An 18,061-nucleotide genomic window follows, 5' to 3' on the forward strand; every position below is an offset into this window, starting at 1 on the left:
TTTTTATCGCAAGGAGCTTGTCATTCACGGTCTTCATGATATGATCCCTGCCGATTGCGCGCCGTCCGTTCCCGGGCGCGGCCATCCGGAATACTTATGAGGAAACAGTCAACAGAGGGGCAGGAATCCTCCATCCAGCGCGCCAGGGCATTGTGGCGCGAGTATCTTCTTCCTTATAAGGGTACGCTGGTGTGGGCTGTGGTCGGAGGCATTGTGGCCGCTGTTTCCAGCGGTTTCGGCATTCCGGTGATTTTACAGGAGATGTTTCCCGTGATTTTTGACGGGAAACCGCTGCCTCCGTGGGCGGAACGGGTGCTCTTGTGGTATGTGAGCCCGGAAAACCTGCCCCTGGTGACGGTGTGGGCCACGGCGGCCATGCTCCCGCTGGTGGTGGTGGTGCGCGGCCTGTCTTCTTTTGTCAATGTCTATTTGCTTTCCAAAATAGGGCTGGGAGTGCTGGAGACATTGCGGCTCAAGGTGTACAGAAAGTATCAGGATTTGTCCCTGGCTTTTCACGACCGGCAGCAGAAGGGAGACCTGCTGAGCCGCCTGATGCAGGATACCCAGTTTCTCCAGGGCGGCCTGGTGCAGATTGCCAATGACCTTATTATCCAGCCCCTGACTCTTTTGGCCGCGTTAGGGTTTCTGATTTACAGGGCCTCCGTCAGCGAGCAGTTTCTTATTCTGCTGGCGAATATGCTCCTGGTAGGCGTTTGCGTGATTCCCATCCGGTACATCGGCAGAAAAATGCTTGCGCGCGCCCGGGTAGTGCAGTCCAGCCAGGGGGACCTTTCCTCCACGCTCCAGGAGAATTTTTCTTCCCAGCGGGATATCCGGGCCTTTGAACTGGAACAGCAGCAGATAAGGCTGTTCAGGGACAGGATCCGCCGTTACATCCAGGCATCCATCGGCGCGGTCAGGTGGCAGAGCCTGCTGACCCCTTTGATTGAGTTCGTCAGCGCCATAGCCATGGCCGCCACCCTGCTGGTTGGCAACATGAACGGCATGAACATGGGGGATTTTGCCGCGCTGGCTACGGCCATGTATCTTTGCTATGAGCCGGTCAAAAAGCTGGGGGCCGTCCATAACAAGGCGGAAACCCTTAATGCCGGTCTGGAACGCATCAACCACGTGCTGAATGCTCCTGATGACGTTCCCGAACCGGAAAACCCAAGGAGCCCGGCGGCATGGAAGGGGGAAGTGGAGTTCCGCAACGTTTGCTTCGGTTACCAGCAGGACTCTCCTGTCATGAGGAACATTGATCTCCGCATTCCGTCCGGGCAGGTGGTGGCCCTAGTCGGTCCCAGCGGAGCGGGGAAGACGACTTTCATTAATTTGCTGTGCCGTTTTTATGATGTCCTTTCCGGCAGCGTGAAGGTGGACGGCATCGACGTGAGGGAGATGAGTAAAAAGGAACTTCTTTCCCACATAGCGCTGGTTTCCCAGTATCCCGTTCTGTTCCGCGGCTCCGTAGCGGACAATATACGCATCGGCCGTCCAGACGCTTCCGACGCGGAGGTGGAGGAAGCCGGCCGCATGTCCGCTGTGGACAGTTTTATCAATGAGACGGGGGAAGGGTATTCCCGCATGATCGGGGAAATGGGGGAGGGCCTTTCCGGCGGCCAGCGGCAGCGCGTTTCCCTGGCGAGGGCCTTTTTGAAAAACGCTCCCATCCTGGTGCTGGATGAGGCCACGGCTTCCCTGGATATGAAGAGCGAGGAGCAGATTCAGAAGGAGATTGAGAGGCTGGCTTCCGGCCGCACGACGTTCATTATTGCCCACCGTTTCAGCACCATCCGGATGGCGGACCGCATTTTGGTGCTGGAGAAAGGCCGTGTGGTTGCGGACGGCACGCATGAGGAGCTGATGGCTTCTTCTCCCCTGTACCGGGAACTTTACAATAAGCAGCAGATGGTTGCGGAGGAGGAAGGAGGCGCTCCATGTTAAGCCAGTTTTTTGAATATGCGCGGTATTTGAAGCCCGTGATGAAGCTGTTCATCGCCGCTCTGGCTGCCGGGGCTCTGGCTGCCGCCGCCAGCGGTTTCGGCTTTCCGCTGATGATTGCCAAAGTATTTCCGGTGGTGTTTGACAATACACAGATTCCCCCGGAGCTTCAGGACATGATCGCCCGGCTGGTGGCCCCGGAACACATGCACCTGGCGGTGCTGCTGGCCGTATGTTCCCTGCTGCCTCTGGTCTTCGCCGTCCGTGGCATAGGCACGTTCTTCAACGTGTACTGGATCAGCATCGTCAGCATGAAAGTGCTGGAGGCAATCAGGCTGGACGCCTTTTCCAAATTGCAGACGCTGCCCCTTTCCTTCATTGACCGCCAGAAACGGGGGGACCTGATCAGCCGCCTAATTAATGACGCCGCCAACGTGCAGGGGGGGCTGGTGGTAGCGGCCAATGACATCATCAAGCAGCCCCTGACTCTGCTGACCGCCCTTGCCTTCCTGGTGTACAAGGTATTTGTTGATCCGAATACGGCAGTGGTCCTGATGAATCTGGGGCTGATTGCGCTGGCCATATGGCCCATCCGCTTTTTCGGCCGCCGCGTGATGAAGAAGTCCAAACAGGCTCAGGACGAACTGGGCAATATTACGGCCGCAGCCCAGGAAAATTTAGCCTCCCAGCGTGAAATCCGTTCCTACGGAATGCAGGAACAGCAGGTAAATCTTTTCCTGGGGCTGATTCAGCGTTTTTTCAAAATCAATCTCAGAACGGTGAAGTACAGGCACTTCCTGGTTCCCGTGCTGGAAATGGTGACGGCGCTGGGTCTGGGCGTTTTGCTGGTAAGGGGGCATGAAATGGGCATCACCAAAGCTGATTTTACTGCTTTGGCTGCCGCCCTGTTCATGTGTTACGACCCTCTCAAACGGCTGGGTGTGACGCTTACCAATTTGAAGAGCGCTTACGCTTCCCTGGAACGCATCAATTACCTCCTGAAAGAACCGGATACCATGCCGGAGGCCGCTGACCCCGTTCCTATGGGACGCGCCGCCGGCCGCCTGGATTATGACGGCATTTCCTTTTCCTATGACGGCGCCCGCAAGGTGCTGGACGGCATCAACGTGCATATCCGCCCCGGGGAAGTAGTGGGGCTGGTAGGGCCCAGCGGCGCCGGAAAGACGACATTTGCCAGCCTCCTTCCCAGGTTTTATGACGTTAGTTCCGGAGCCCTGCGCGTGGATGGCGTGGATGTGAGGGACGCTTCCCTGCATGATGTGCGCAAGAATATCGCCTTCGTCTCCCAGCACCCCGTCCTGTTCCACGGCACCATTATGGAAAATATCCGTTTGGGACGTCAGGACGCTACGGATGATGAGGTGGTGGCCGCGGCGCGCGCCGCGGCTGCGGACGGTTTCATCATGGGCATGCCGGACGGCTATCAAACCATGCTTGGCGACGGAGGCAGCGGATTGTCCGGCGGCCAGCGGCAGCGTGTAGCGATTGCCCGCGCTTTCCTGAAGGATGCTCCCATCCTGATTCTGGATGAAGCCACCGCGTCCCTGGATGCGGAAAGCGAGGCTCTGATCCAGCAGGAACTGGACCGGCTGGTGGAGGGAAGGACGGCGCTTATTGTGGCCCACCGTTTCAGTTCCATCCGCGTGGCGACGCGCATTCTGGTGTTTGAGGGCGGGCGCATCGTCGGGGACGGTTCCCATGCAGAGCTTTATGCCTCTTGCCCGTTGTACCGGGAGTTGTATGACCGCCAGTCCCTTTAAATACCCTTTAAATAACAAGGGGACGGGGAGGAAAGCATTTCCCGCGCCCGCACCGGGATGAATATGGCGTTTTTTCTCAGGCCATGATGGAAAGAGCTATTGTCAAACAAGGGGCATGATGTACTATTCCGCCAGCATGAATACACTGGACGAATCCCTGATGAATGCCGTTAAAGAAGGGAAGCTTTTGGAGTCTTCCCGGACCAATATCCGCCTTCTGCTGGATGGTACCGAATCCCCCATAGCGCGCGAGGCCGTAGAAGAATTGGCTGCCGCCGGGGAATGGCAGGAGCTGAACGACCGTTTTTACAAAACTCTGGCCTTCGGCACGGGGGGGCTGCGAGGACGTACCATCGGCAGCATCGTCACCCGGGCCGAGCAGGGGAACGGCGGCGTGAACGGCCGGCCGGAATATCCCTGCGTGGGAACCGCCTGCATGAACTACTTCAATGTGGGGCGGGCCATGCGTGGCCTGATTATTTATGTGAACAAGCATGTGGAGGCTACGGACCCGGGCAGGAAGCCCCGCCTGGTCATCGGACACGACACGCGCCACTTTTCCCGTGATTTTGCCGAATTCTGCGCAAAAATCGGCACGGACCTGGGATGTGACATTTACCTGTTTGACAGTCCTCGCGCCACTCCTGAGATCTCCTTTGCTATCCGGGAGCTTCATGCGGATTCCGGCGTGGTGCTGACCGCCAGCCACAACCCCTCCCATGACAACGGTTTCAAGGCTTACTTCAATGATGGAGCCCAGCTGGTGCCTCCGCATGACAAGGCCGTGATCAGGGAGGTCAATTCCCTGACTTCCGAAGAATATGAACCGTTGCCGGAAGACCGGCGCGGAACCCTTCATGTGCTGGATTCCTCCTTTGACCGTATTTACATGGACCGCTTGAAAACCGTGCTGCTCCGTCCGGAACTTTTCAACAAGGGGGGAGCTAAAATCGTTTACTCCAACCTCCACGGGACGGGCGGCCATATCATCGTGCCCCTGTTGAAGGAACTGGGCTGCAACGTGCAGACCGTGGCGGCGCAGGATGTTCAGGACGGCCGTTTCCCAACGGTTGCTTCCCCCAACCCGGAAAATCCGCCGGCTCTGGCCCTGGCTATTGAACAGGCGGATGCTTCCGGAGCGGACATCGTCATCGCCACGGACCCGGATGCGGACCGCATGGGAGTGGCCGTGCGCGGGGAAGACGGAAAGATGCACCTGCTGACCGGCAACCAGATCGGTTCCCTGCTGGCGTGGTACCGCTGCATGAGCATGTCCGATCTTGGCATCATCAATGACTCCAACCGTTCCCGCGCCGTGATGGTGAAAACCTTTGTGACGACGGGGCTTCAGGACGCCATCGGCCACCACTTCGGTTATGAAGTGGTCAACGTCCTCACGGGGTTCAAGTATATTGCCCAGAAACTCGGTAAATATGAACAGGCCATTCCGGCGGAAAAACGGGAGGGCTACCGCAAGATGAGCGAAGAACAGACGCGCGCCCTGCGTCTGGAATACAGCCGTTACTTTGTCTTCGGCGGGGAGGAAAGCTACGGCTACCTGGCCCAGGACTTCGTGCGGGACAAGGACGCCAACTCCGCCGCCATCATCTTTGCGGAACTGGCCGCATATGCGGAAAGCATCGGCAAGAGCCTTCTGGAACTGCTGCATGAACTCTTTGAGCAGTTTGGTGTGTATTTGGAAATGGGAAAATCGCTGGTTATGGAAGGCGCGGACGGCGCGGCCAGAATCGCCGCCCTCGCCGCTTCCTATTCCTCCAATCCTCCCACGGAAGTGGACGGCGTAGCCGTCAGCGGCATCCGGGACTTTTCCAAGGGCGACATGGTGGATGCGGAAGGCGATCCCATTCCGGCGGAAAAAATGATTTTCGTAGATCTGGCGGACGGCCGCAGTTTTGCGGTGCGCCCCTCCGGAACGGAACCCAAGATTAAATACTACCTCTTCGGGCACGGGAAACCGGGCGATCCTGTGAAGGAAGCATTGGCGAAAGTCCAGGCTTCCCTGGATTCCCTGTGGACGGCCGTGGAAAAAGATGCCCACAGCCGTTCCAATGGCTAAATATTGCTGATTTCTTTCCCCCGTCTACCATGTAATGTGGACGGGGGAAATTTATTTTCTTGCCAAGGAGGCGGGAATTCCGCAGTTTATAATTCTCATGACATTTGCGGCCCACAAAACTCTCTCCGTGGCTGGCGCCCTTTTGGCCGGCCTTTTTCTCTCTTCCTGCTCCTCCCAGCAACAAGTTGAAGCTCCTGCGCGTCTTCCCGCCTACCACTTTGTGCCCGGCAAGACGGCCGTGCTTCACAACGGGAAAGCCATTCCCCCCAGAAATGCCCCTTCGCAGGTCAAGCGCGCCATTGCGGCGGCCAATTCCCTGGTCAACAAGCCGTACCGGCTGGGCGGGGGGCACAGGAGGCATCATGATACCCATTATGACTGTTCCGGCAGCACTTCCTTTGTGCTGAAGGAAGCCGGCCTTCTTACGTCCACCCGCCATTCCAGGCTTTTCCTGAATTACGGGCAGAAAGGCGCCGGGGACTGGATTTCCATTTATGCCAAGAATGGACACGTCTTCATGGTCATCTGCGGCCTCCGGTTTGACACTACGGGAAGCGGGCGCCGCGGCGAAGGCCCCCGCTGGAGAGTGGACGGCCGCAATACCAGGCACTTCCTGGTGCGCCATCCCACAGGCCTTTGAACCGGGGCAGCGCGGAGGAAAACCGCGTTTTCTGCGTATGTTCGCGCAGGCTTTCTTGAATAATGGAAAGTAATGTGCTATCAGGTGCGAGGACGTTGATAGTTCCTTGATTTTCATGGCTAAGACAAAAATTCACGTAGGGCTTGAGATAGGGACAAGCAAGACTTGCATGGTCGTGGGCGAAGTGAAGCCCGATGCGACCGTGACAATCATCGGCGTGGGTGAGGTTCCTAGCGAGGGCGTGGTTCGCGGAGAGATTGAAGACACTTCCAAGGTCATCCAGTGCATTTACGATGCCTGGAATATGGCCCAGGACCATGCGGACGTGGATATCATGACCGTCTATCTGTCCGTGACAGGCGCCCATATTGTGGGGCAGAACAACCGGGGAACGTTCCGTCTTCCCCCGGATGAAAGCATTATTTCCCAGGAGCATATGGACGAGGTGACGGAAATCGCCCGGGACGTCGCCCTGGGGCCGGAACAATTCGTCCTGCACCGCGTGCCCGGTCTCTTTTCCGTGGACGGGCAGGAGAACCTGACCAATCCCGCCGGATTGACCGGAAGAACCCTGGACATCGACTGCCATATCATCCACGGAATCAAATCCCGCATCACCAACTCCTTCCGTTGCGTGCGGGAAGTCCCGCTGGATATTGCGGATGTGGTTTTCGCCCCCATTGCCACGGCCCAGTTTGTGCTCAACAGGCAGGTCAAGCAGGCGGGCGCTCTGCTTATTGATATGGGTGCGGGCACGACGGACTATGTGCTTTACCTGGACGGCCAGCTTGTGGCCTCCGGATGTGTGCCGCTGGGCGGCGACCACATTTCCAATGACATCACGCTGATGACCGGCATTCCTCTGGCCCAGGCGGAACTGCTCAAGAAGACGGAAGGGGACGCCAACAGCTTTTCCGGGAAAACCAACGAGATGGTGCGCGTGCGCGGAGAGGGGCATATGAAGGATGCCGCCATTGAACGCAACGTGCTGAATGAAATCATCCGTTCCCGCCTGCTGGAAATTTTCAACCTGGTCAAATCTTCCCTGCCCAAGGATACTTTCAAGGGCAACCGCTGCCACGGCGTTTACCTGTGCGGGGGCGCCAGCCTGATGCGCGGCGTGGGGGAACTGGCCTCCCACGTGTTCGGCGTGGCCATCAGCCGGCCTACGCTGGTTAAAAACGGTGCGCCTTCCTACCTGGATGATCCGCGCTACTGCACGGCCATAGGCCTGATACGGTATGCCCAGATTCTGGATGCCGAACTGCCGCAGCAGCGCAGCTGGCTGGGACGGATGCTGGGCTTCTTCGGAAAGAAGACCTCCTGATCAACCTTTATCCAAATTAACAACCATGCTGGAAATCTCTCCCCAGGGGCCGTCCGGCCTGCCCGGAAAAATCTGCCTGTGCGGCATTGGGGCCGCAGGAACCAAGGTAATGGAGGAAGTGCTGCTGCTGGCTCCCCAGTCAGCTTCCGTTTGCGCCATGAATCTTGATGCCCGCCTATTGAACGCTTCATCCGTTCCATGCAAGATTCATCTGGGCGCCAGGCTTACCAGGGGCCTCGGTTCCGGCGGAGACGCCTCCGTAGGAGCCCAGGCGGCCTGTGAAAGCGAGTCTTCCATTCTCCGTGCGCTGGAAGGCAGCGCGTTGGCCGTCCTTGCCGCCGGGCTGGGAGGGGGAACGGGATCCGGCGTAGCTCCGGAAGCGGCCCGTCTGGCCAAGGAACAGGGGGCTTATGTCGTCAGCGTTGTCATCCGTCCCTTCAGGTTTGAGGGGGAACGGCGCTCTGCCCAGGCGGATGAAGCTTTGGCCCGGCTTGCCCTGTATTCCGACATGGTGCTGCGGTTTGATAATGACGCCATGGAAAGCCTCATAGATCCCGACAAGGGGGTGCTGGAAGCCTTTTCCGTGGTTAATGCTCTTATTGCCCGCGCCGTGCTTATTGTGCCGTCTCTGTTGAATTCTTCCGGAAACCTGCTCCGGGTGGGATTGGACGACCTGCTCAGCGTAGCCGGAACGGGAAAAGGGATTTGCTCCTTTGGCGTGGGTGAAGCGTCTGCGGATGCTTCCGTGGCGGATATATTGAACCAGGTCCGGCATTCCCCGCTTTTTCTGGAAAAACGTTTGGGAGAAGTGGACGATGTCCTGGTTCTGGTGCGCGGCGGAGGTTCCCTGACGCTGCAGCGTCTGGAAGACCTGGTGGATGGTGTGGCGGAAATTCTGGGAAGGGGAGTGCGCCTCCACATCGGCGCTTCCGTGGAGCAGCAGCCGGAAGACCGCCTGTCCCTGACCGTGCTGGGCGCCGTGCCTGTGGCAGAGACCTCTGTTTCCCCGTCTGTTGTGCTTCAGCGGGAAGCGGAGCCGCAGACAGTGCTTGTGCCGGAGGAAAAATCTTTCCTCGGAGAGGGGAAAACCATTATTCAGCCTGCTCCTCCTGCCCCGGTTGACGAACCGGAACGGCATCCGGAGCCGGATCTTCCCGCCCCTGTTGCCGTCTCCAGGAGGGATGAACGTGAATTGGAAGAGGAACTGGTGCCCGTAAGGCCTGTCTCCGATATTCCGGATGAAGGGGAAACGCTCCGGGAGTCCGCGTCTGTTGCGCAAATTTCCGAAACGGAGGCGGAGCCGGAATTGGAGTCAGTCCCGATGCCTGACATCAAGGAGCTGGAGGAAGGATTGCCTCCGGAGGAAGGAGAAGAAGAGCGTGCGGGCCACGGCCTTTTTGCCCGTGTGCGCCCCCTCATTCTTGATGGGGAAGACCTGGATTTGCCTCCCGCACTGCGGAAAAGGAAACCGGATCCGAGCTGATGATGTCCCCCCGCACGTCCAGGGTGTGGTTTTGGGCGCTGACCGCAGCCGCCTTATTGTATACGGCGCTGCTCAGCTGGTGGAGTCCTCTCACTTCCGATACGTACCATCATGCCCTGACGGGCATGGAGCACTGCTTCTCTTTCAGCCTGGTCTGGGAGCGCTGCGTAGCCTCCTACATGACCTGGAATCCCAGAATAGGGGAATACCTGGCCTTTGCCGTAGCGACGGCGGGAAAATGGCTCTTCATGCTGCTCAACCCCTTTGTGCAGGTCGGTCTTGCGCTGATGATGTTTTATCTGGCTTCCGGGCGCAGGGTGGATCCCCGTTCCTGGCCGGACGTGCGTCTGTTCGGATTGGGGCTTCTCCTGCTGTTCACGTGCACGGCCCGGCCCGGCGTCACGATTTACTGGCTCTCCGGAGCCACCAACTATTCCTGGGGCGCCGCCGTCTGGCTGGGCTTTCTGTGTCTGTACCGCGGTTTGCTGGAAGACGCGGAATCCGGGAGAAAGGGAGATTCCGGAAGAAACAATAGCTGGGGAAAGTTTGCCGCTGCGGCTGTTCTGGGATTTCCGGCGGGCATGACCAATGAAAACAATATTCCGGGAACCTGGCTGTTGCTGGGAGCCTTGTTCGTCTTTGTCCGCCTGGTGCGGAAGGAAAAACTTCCCCTGTGGTTTTATGCGGGCCTTGCGTTTCAGGTGGCAGGTTCCCTGTGCATGCTGCTTGCGCCCGGCATTTCCGCCCGGATGCATTCCGCCACTCCCGGCTGCGCGGAACCCCTTTCCGGTTTTTGGAGCAGATGGGAAGCTCTCCCTTCGCTCCTGCTCCGGATGCATGAATACCTGGCTCTTCCGGTGTTGCTGGGCGTGGCGGCTGCCTGGGTTCTTTGGAAAAAATTCCACAGAGACCGGAACTCTTTCCGGGCATGGAAAATTCCCTTTGGAATAGCGGCGGCATATATTCTGGCGTCTTATGCCATGGCTCTTTCTTTCGCCGCCGCCGTCATTCCGGCGGATCATGCCATGTTCTCCGCCACCCTGCTGTTCGGTATCGGCGTGCTGGCCCTTCTTCGTATGTGGTACGGCATCCCCGGTGCCGTGCCCCGTCCGCAGATAACTGTGGCTGTTTTTCTGGCGTTGTCCGGAATATGTGTTTTTTCAACCATACATGATCATCTGCTTCTGTTCGGGCAGCATGAAAAGCGCGTCCGCCTGATTCTGGAGCAGAAAAAGGCCGGTATTCAGGAAATCATTGTTCCTCCCCTCTCTCCTCCCTCCCCGTGGTGTTCTTTCATTTTCTGGGTGGACCTGTCGCAAAACCCGGAAGACTACGTCAACAGAGGCGCGGCGATGTATTATGGCGTGAAGAGCATCAGAATCTTTTAGCAGGCAAAGGATGCGGAATGTTAGAGCTTTTTGCTATGAAATAATGGGAAATGGCAATAAGATATCATCTGCGTCTGATGGCAGTTGTTGTTAACAATATAAGAATCCTTTTAATAGGTTGCGCAGTTTTCCTGTGCGGTCTTTCCTATGCGGACGTGGAGGAAGAGGATTCCGGCGCGTTGAGGATTGAAACGGAAACAGAGGAATATTCCGCTGATATATATTTGGGAAATACTGATGACCGGAAGGCTGACAGGGAAAGAAAGACGATAGGTGTGGGGGAACGGATAACATTGACCCTGACGGGAAAACCGTTGGGAAATGTTGATGAACTGGAATGGAATTTGGTGGAAGATGGAGATAAATACGTAGAAATGCCTGAAGAAACGAAGGGTAAAATATCCATTGTGGTTACTGCGAAAAACGGCTTCAACGTGATGGTTCCGCAACCGTCCTGGCTGTTACCAGTGAGGGGAGAAAAGTAAAGGTGACACTAAATGTGGTTGTTCCGTCGGTAATCAGAGCCGAACACAAAAATGGAGGAATGGCTACGGAAAGGCTTCCTGAGGGGAAAACGTCCGTCATAGGGGCCTCTGCCGTCCTGAAGCTGACGCTGCATCCGACCAGCGTCAGCTTCAAAAATGTCAAGATTATAGAGAGGGACAAGGGCTCGGAGCCTCCCGGTACGGATTTTGATCCCGGTCATTCCAGGAATGGTGCGAATGAAGCGGCGGAGGTTTCAGAAACAAATCAGCTGCAGGATAATGTAATGGCCGGCATTTTTGCCGCAGATGTGGAGCATGCCCGTTTCCCCCAGTCGTGGGACTGGGTATGTTCGTGGAGCATCCATGATGGAGAAGGGGGAGAGGGAACGGAATATCTTGACGGCCGCGAAATCATGGAAGTTCGGTGCCATTTCAGTTTTTCGGAATTTTACAGGCAGGAAATCTGGGGGCCGCAGCGATACCATCTCGTGACGATTTCTAAATTCGGATGCTGTGTGGATCGGGATACCGTAACCTATCGCAACAAATATTACTATCATCATGAATCCGTTCGTTAAAATAATGTTGTTAACCGTCTGTTCCACCGGCATCCTGTGCGGTGAAGGAAAGCCTGCCCTGTTCCGGCTTCCGTTGCCCGACAGCATCTCCGCGTTCAAAACGTCTCCTCAGGAAAAGAAGGAGTTCCTTTCCCTGTTGCATGAAAAAGAGCTGCCGGATTGTTGCCGGGAGGCGCGGAAGAGGCTTGGCGCCTTTAGTTCCAAGGGAGCTGGAGATGTGAACGCAGAAGACGTCAGGGTGTTGTCATGGATTTTTTACGCTGTCTCTTCAATGGATGTATTTCCTCTGAATTATGATGAGAATACTCCGAAGGACGGCTTGTGCGACAACATGGATTATAATCTGAAGGTTAGGGTTGTGGAATGGATGAGCGTTTTATCCCGGGATATATCCGGAATCGTTTCCCGATGCGGCGTAAAGAGAAAGGAGTTGTGCAGAATATGGTCAGAATATGGAGCGGCCGTATTGAAAACATTCAGGACTCAGTATGATCCGGAATTAAAGCGGAAACAGGCCAGGATGAAGGAGGAATATGATAAAATGAGTGCTGCCAGAACATGGGAGTTGGTGCAGGCCAGGAAGCTGAGCTTATTCGGAGGAGGTGATTCCCGCAGCCTCTACTACAATAATAAGTTGTTGGCTAATGAAAAAAGAAACAGTTTATGCAGATTTTTTCTGGAAAAGAGATTGGAACCTGCGTTTGTGGAGATGCTGGTTCGTTTTTATCCGGGGCAGGCTGGTGAAGTGGTTAAGTATCTTAAGAAGGCCGGGTACGCTGATCAGGAAATCGGAGACTTGATTGACCGGACTGTAGGCCGCGATGGAAAAACGGAGTTTTTATATAAGGGCGGCCGGGGGCGCCAGCACGATAGAAAAATCAAGTCCCGTGGCTCCGGGCATATGAAATAACATGGGGGATTGGGAACTTCCCGGAAATTTCATTGTTTCGCCAGGGACGCCAGGGTGCATAGCGGACGGGAGCAGGCAAATTCCGGGATGCCGCGTTATGGAAGAAACAGGGGAAGTTGTATGTTCTAATCCATCGGAATTGCGTAGGAGTTCAATTTGTAGAACTCTCCGCTTTGGGGGCCTTCGTCGGTAATGCCGTTATTGGGGGCGGCGTAGGTGTCCAGGGTCATGGAATCCGGGTAAATGGTCAGGATATAGTAGGCCGTAATGCCGGAGCGGTATTGCAGGGTTTTTACCCGGGATTTTGCCGGCGGCAAAAAGGGAATGGGGAGCACCTTGTTTCCCGCGGGGGCGCAGATCAGGGAGGTAAGGGTGTTTTTCCCGTCCGGGGAGGTAATTATATACAGGTCATGGGCGTGCAGGTGCCCGGTGATGACGAAGCGCACTCCGGCATCCCGGAGATTGCGGTAAAAGATATTTTGCTGTTCCGCCGCGCTGTCATTGTAACGGCCCCACAGGCATTCCCGGAATTGCATGGGCGTCTGCAGGGTGCGGTGGGTGAAAACCAGGCAGTGTCGCGGAACGGTGTTGGCCTTGCTTCTGTTGCGTTTAACCCATGCGCTGAAGTCCACGAGCTGGTCAGGAGTAAGGTCAATATCCATGAAATACAGGGAAGCGTTTTTATGGCGGATACCGTAGTTCAGTTTTCTGGTGGCCAGCCCTTGGACGCCCTGCCTCCGCGTAGGCAGGAAGAGTTCCCGGAATTGTTCCGCCCGGAAAGGAAGGGAGTCATGATTGCCGCGCACGGCATAAAAGGGGATGCCTTTTTCTCTCAGAATGTTGTTGAGTTCCTTGCGTTTGGCGAGTCCCTTGACGGGGGCGCTTCCTTCGATATCCGCCATGTCCCCTACCTGGACGACCATGTCCACGTTGTGTTTCAGGATTTCCCCATAGAGGGTTTTGATGAAGTTGACTGCTACTCCCTCGCTTCCTTCCATGCGCTTGGGGGAGTCGTGCGTATCGCCGATGATCGCGATTTTCCATGGGGCTGTATCTTCCGCCAGTGCCGGCTGAAGCAGGAACATGAGAAATAACGCAAGATATTTCATGGCACTGGATTTTTACAACCTGCCTGCTCTTCCCGCCAGAAAATTATGACTGAGGCGGAAAGATGCCGTCCGGGGCTTTTTCTTTTTCCCGAGGCAGGCGTTGACGTGCTGTCCTGGGGAATTCTGTTCCCCGCTGAAAACGGAAAAGCCGGACATTGGAAATTCAATGTCCGGCTTTGAGGGGGCCTACAGCGCTGGCTGAAATTTATTGCTGGTTGACCTTCAGTATTTTGGCCTGTTCTTCCGTGAGTTCCACGCAGTGCCAGGGGAGGCCGCGCCTGTTGAGCTCGTCCATGAAGGGGTCCGGGTCATTTTGTTCCATATTGAAGACTCCTGCGCCAGTCCATTTGCCCGTAAGGATCATTTCCGCGCCGATCATGGCCGGAACCCCCGTAGTATAGGAAATGGCCTGGGAACCTACTTCTTTAAAGCATTGTTCATGGTCGCAAATGTTGTAAATGTACACAGCCTTGAATTGGCCGTCCTTGATTCCGGTGATGACGTTGCCGATGCAGGTTTTTCCCCTGGTCGTCTTGCCCAGGTCCCCGGGGTCCGGCAGAACGGCCTTGAGGAATTGCAGCGGGATGATTTCAACTCCGTTGTACATGACCGGGTCAATGCGGGTCATGCCCACGTTCTGAAGCACTTCCAGGTGCTTGAGGTAGTTCGGTGAGAAGGACATCCAGAATTGCGCCCGGCGGATGGTGGGGATGTGCTTGACCAGGCTTTCCATTTCTTCATGGTACATGCGGTAGATTTCATAGGTGCCCACTTCCTGCGGGCAGGTGAAACTCTGGTGCATGCTCATGGGGGCGGTTTCCCGGAAGGCTCCGTCTTCCCAATGGCGGCAGGGCGCCGTTACTTCCCGGATGTTGATTTCCGGGTTGAAGTTGGTGGCGAAAGCCTTGCCATGGTTGCCGCCATTGACGTCAATGATGTCCAGCGTATGGATTTCGTCAAAATGATGCTTGAGAGCCCATGCCGTGAATACATTGGTGACGCCGGGGTCAAAGCCGGAACCCAGCAGGGCGAAAAGCCCGGCGTTGCGGAATTGCTCCTGGTACGCCCATTGCCAGGAGTATTCGAATTTGGCTACGTCACGGGGTTCATAGTTGGCGGTATCCAGGTAGTTGACGCCGGTTTCCAGGCAGGCTTCCATCAGGGTGAGATCCTGGTAGGGAAGGGCCACATTGATCAGCAGCTGCGGCTTGATTTCCCGGATGAGGGCTACGGTGGCGGGCACGTCATCCGCATCTACGGAATGGGTAGTGATGCTGACGCCCGTTCTGGAGCGTACGTCCTCCGCAACGGCATCGCATTTGCTTTTCGTGCGGGAGGCCAGATGAATGTTTTGAAAAATATCCGGCAGCTGGGCGCATTTGTTGGCTACCACATGCCCAACGCCGCCTGCTCCAATGATTAAAACCGTGTTCATGATAGGTTCAGTACATAAGTGAAAACAGGCTGAAAGGCAACTCCCGATTTGCTTCAATAATGACACCGTCTTCCCATGGGGCATCAGTTTTTCCGGCATCAGCCGGATGCGGACTTCCCTGCGGAAGACGCACCCTTTTGGAGATTTTCTAAAAATGATTGAACAGGGGATTGACGCGGGCTGTCCGATTTTACAATATCAAATTGTAGATATGATTAGACAAATTCTGCCAGTAGTTGTTGCCGCCTGCGTCGCTCCCTGTTTTGCCGCGGAAGGGTGGATTACCGATATGGATGCCGCCAAAAAACAGGCCGCCGAACAGAAAAAGGATTTAATGATTGAGTTCACCGGTTCCGACTGGTGCCCTCCCTGCATGCAGCTCCGCGCCAACGTATTCAGCAAGCCTGACTTCCAGAAGGAAGCGCAGAAAAATTTCGTTCTGGTGGAGCTGGATTATCCGCGCGGCAAGGAGCAGTCCAAGGAAATGAAAGCCGCCAATGAAAAGCTTGCCCAGCAGTACGGCGTGCGGGGATTCCCGACCGTTGTGTTTGCGGACGCTTCCGGCAAGCCTTTTGGGGGATTTGTCGGGGGGCGTTCCGGGGATGATGTGATGAAAGCCATGCAGGATGCCCTGAAGAACAAGGAAGCGCTGAGCGCCGCGGAAGCGAATGTCGCCAAGGCTGCTACGGATGAAGCGAAGGTTGCCGCTCTGATGGAAGTGCTCAAGCTGGCTCCTCAGGAATATGTGGACAATTTTTATGGTGACGTAAAAGCGGAAATCAAGAAGCTGGACAAGGAGGATAAGTCCGGCCTGAAAGCCGCAGACGCCCATGCTGACCTGCTTAAAAAGGAACAGAAGGACGTTCAGAATTATCTTGCCGGCAAGCTGACGGACAAGACGACGCCTGCGGAAGCCCTTCAGGTGGTTAAGGCGTATCCCGACCGTGACAAGCTTCTGCCGGAGACGCAGCAGCAGTTGCTGATGATGGAGTTCGGGACCTATCTGAATTCCACCGGTGACGTGGACGGCGCCGTTCTGATTCTGGATAAGGTGGCCGAGTTGAAGACGGGAACGGAAGCCGGGATGCAGGCCCCCCGCATCAAGGCCGGCATTCTTGCCAACAAGGATAAGATCAAGGCCCAGATTGACGCCGCCAAAAAGGCGCAGAGCAAATAACTAAAGTTGCTTTTTCTTTTCCCCTGATTTGGGAAAATGGCCCCGCGACGGTTTTCTTCCGTTGCGGGGTTTTTGCTTTCTCTCTGTTTCTCCGGTTACTCAAAAGGGATGATGGAAAGGAGGCATTGTGGCTTATGGGAGGGACGCTGTTCTCTTGTGGAGCGTGTTTTCGGCGTGTTTTGCTGCGGAAATGGTGAAAGGCAGGAGTTGTTGCCGTTTCTTGACGTGAAGCCTTGCGCACGGGAAGGAAACCTGACAGAATCCCGCCATGCGCCTGTTCATGATGTTCTGTGTGATGCTTTTGCTCGCCGGATGCGATACGCGCACGAGCGTGGAACGGGCGCAGGAGGCAGGAGTGCTCATCGTGGGCAATAATGCGGAGCCCCAGAGTTTTGACCCCCACATCGCCACTTCCGTTTCCGATTTCAAGATGATCAATGCCGTTATGGAGGGGCTGCTGCGCGGGGATTCCAGGGATGACGCCGTTTTTCATCCCGCTGTGGCGGAGTCGTGGACGCACAGTCCGGAGGCGGATAAGTGGCGTTTTTCCCTGCGGAAGGACGCCGTGTGGAGCGACGGCGTTCCTGTGACGGCCCATGATTTCGTGTATGCCTATCACCGCCTGCTTCATCCGGGGTTTGGAGGGAGGTACGCGGACATGCTTTATCCGTTGAAGAATGCGGAAGCCTATAACCGGAACAGGCGTAGCCTGCTGCTGTGCGGTCCCGGTTCCCGGCTGGCCGGGAAAGAGGGGCTGGAAGAGATGGTTCTGGCCCGGGTGGATTGGGAGAGGCTGGATGGTATGGGAGCCGGTGAGCTGGAGGCCCTGCGGGATGATCCTTCCCTGATGGAGTGGCCGAATGGGATGCCGGAGGAAGGAGCGCGGAAGATTGCGTCCCGGATGTTGGAGGATGTCCGGGCCGGAAAGCCGGATTTATGGGAGGAAGCCCGCGTGGGCGTGCGCGCCGCGGATGATTATACCCTGGAGATGGAGCTGCGTTCCCCGATGCCCCAGCTTCCCCTGCTGTTGCTTCACTGCACCTGGTTTCCGGTTCCCCGCCATGCCGTGGAAGCCCGCGGCGGCATGCTGGACAGGACGGGGAAATGGACGCGGCCCGGAGCGGCCGTAGGGAACGGGCCTTTTCTCATGGCGGAGCACCGTTTCAATGATTATGTGGAGGTGCGCCGCAATCCCCGGTACCGGAACGCTTCCGCCGTCCGGCTGAATGGAGTCCGTTTTCTTCCCACCGTGAACGGCTTTACGGAAACCCGCATGTTTTTCAACGGCAAGCTTCATGTCACCAACAACGTGCCTCCGGAGATGACGGCTTACGCCCGGGAGCGCGGCGGCGATGATTTTTGCCAGGATGATTATTACGTGACTATTTTTTACCGTTTGAATACGTCGCGTGCGCCTCTGAATGACGCCCGGGTCAGGCGGGCCCTTTCCCTGGCGGTAGACCGGGAGGCCCTGGTGCGGGATGTGGTGTGCGGCGGCGGCCAGCCGTGCTTCGGCTTTACGCCGGACGGCGCCGGATACAAGACGCCGCATGGGGTGGAGTTCAATCCGGAGAAAGCGCGTTCCCTGCTGGCCCAGGCTGGTTTTCCCGGCGGGAAGGGTTTTCCCCGGCTGGAGCTGATGACTACATCCCGCGAAGTTCAGAAGACGATGGCGGAAGCCATCCAGGGCATGTGGAAAAAGCATCTGGGGATTCATGTGGATATCC

General features: G+C 56.4%; 14 protein-coding genes. 12 read left to right on the forward strand and 2 right to left on the reverse strand.

The features are described from left to right. Positions 1-96 precede the first annotated feature (96 nt). The 10 genes from WW58_RS05195 to WW58_RS05240 all read left to right on the forward strand — a co-directional run bounded on the left by WW58_RS05195 (position 97) and on the right by WW58_RS05240 (position 12,613). On the forward strand, positions 97-1,947 hold the full coding sequence (locus WW58_RS05195; RefSeq protein ID WP_102758772.1) for an ABC transporter ATP-binding protein: 1,851 nt from the start codon (positions 97-99) through the stop codon (positions 1,945-1,947). Next, complete coding sequence (locus tag WW58_RS05200; protein WP_046435926.1) at positions 1,941-3,725, forward strand: ABC transporter ATP-binding protein; 1,785 nt, start codon at positions 1,941-1,943, stop codon at positions 3,723-3,725. The genes WW58_RS05195 and WW58_RS05200 overlap by 7 nt, the downstream gene beginning before the upstream one ends. A 115-nt stretch (positions 3,726-3,840) precedes the next feature. Continuing rightward, positions 3,841-5,802, forward strand: coding sequence for a phospho-sugar mutase (locus tag WW58_RS05205; protein ID WP_102758773.1), 1,962 nt, complete (start codon positions 3,841-3,843; stop codon positions 5,800-5,802). Positions 5,803-5,899: 97 nt separating this feature from the next. After that, entirely contained in the window at positions 5,900-6,442 is a 543-nt protein-coding gene (locus WW58_RS05210; protein WP_232051439.1) for a peptidoglycan endopeptidase, read from the forward strand. Between the two features lie 115 nt (positions 6,443-6,557). After that, complete coding sequence (gene ftsA / locus WW58_RS05215) at positions 6,558-7,769, forward strand: cell division protein FtsA (protein ID WP_046436134.1); 1,212 nt, start codon at positions 6,558-6,560, stop codon at positions 7,767-7,769. Between the two features lie 25 nt (positions 7,770-7,794). Continuing rightward, positions 7,795-9,252, forward strand: coding sequence for a cell division protein FtsZ (locus WW58_RS05220; RefSeq protein WP_046435928.1), 1,458 nt, complete (start codon positions 7,795-7,797; stop codon positions 9,250-9,252). Continuing rightward, entirely contained in the window at positions 9,252-10,640 is a 1,389-nt protein-coding gene (locus tag WW58_RS05225) for a DUF6056 family protein (protein ID WP_046435930.1), read from the forward strand. The genes WW58_RS05220 and WW58_RS05225 overlap by 1 nt, the downstream gene beginning before the upstream one ends. A 77-nt stretch (positions 10,641-10,717) precedes the next feature. Then, the gene (locus tag WW58_RS05230) at positions 10,718-11,125 is read left to right on the forward strand and encodes a hypothetical protein (protein ID WP_046435932.1); all 408 of its coding nucleotides are present in this window, start codon (positions 10,718-10,720) and stop codon (positions 11,123-11,125) included. Between the two features lie 59 nt (positions 11,126-11,184). Next, positions 11,185-11,703: a hypothetical protein gene (locus tag WW58_RS05235; protein ID WP_046435934.1), complete on the forward strand. Its 519-nt coding sequence runs from the start codon at positions 11,185-11,187 to the stop codon at positions 11,701-11,703. Further along, positions 11,687-12,613 carry a hypothetical protein gene (locus tag WW58_RS05240; protein WP_128153391.1) on the forward strand — a complete coding sequence of 309 codons (927 nt, stop codon included), beginning with the start codon at positions 11,687-11,689 and terminating at the stop codon, positions 12,611-12,613. Before WW58_RS05235 ends, WW58_RS05240 begins: the two co-directional genes overlap by 17 nt. A gap of 125 nt (positions 12,614-12,738) precedes the next feature. Here the strand turns inward: WW58_RS05240 and WW58_RS05245 are convergent, their stop codons facing one another. Both WW58_RS05245 and WW58_RS05250 read right to left on the reverse strand, forming a co-directional pair. Next, positions 12,739-13,722 (reverse strand): metallophosphoesterase family protein, encoded by a 984-nt coding sequence (locus tag WW58_RS05245; protein WP_046435938.1) that lies wholly within the window; start codon positions 13,720-13,722, stop codon positions 12,739-12,741. Between the two features lie 205 nt (positions 13,723-13,927). Beyond that, entirely contained in the window at positions 13,928-15,157 is a 1,230-nt protein-coding gene (locus WW58_RS05250; protein ID WP_022198691.1) for a saccharopine dehydrogenase family protein, read from the reverse strand. A gap of 211 nt (positions 15,158-15,368) precedes the next feature. Here WW58_RS05250 and WW58_RS13030 point away from each other — a divergent pair, with 211 nt between their 5' ends. Beyond that, positions 15,369-16,334 carry a thioredoxin family protein gene (locus tag WW58_RS13030; RefSeq protein ID WP_180975849.1) on the forward strand — a complete coding sequence of 322 codons (966 nt, stop codon included), beginning with the start codon at positions 15,369-15,371 and terminating at the stop codon, positions 16,332-16,334. A 268-nt stretch (positions 16,335-16,602) separates the two neighbouring features. After that, on the forward strand, positions 16,603-18,061 hold a 1,459-nt coding region (locus WW58_RS13035), incomplete at its 3' end, for a peptide ABC transporter substrate-binding protein (RefSeq protein WP_288143410.1).

The sequence above is a fragment of the Akkermansia sp. UNK.MGS-1 genome (assembly GCF_000980515.1).
In the GTDB taxonomy this organism is placed as follows: domain Bacteria; phylum Verrucomicrobiota; class Verrucomicrobiia; order Verrucomicrobiales; family Akkermansiaceae; genus Akkermansia; species Akkermansia muciniphila.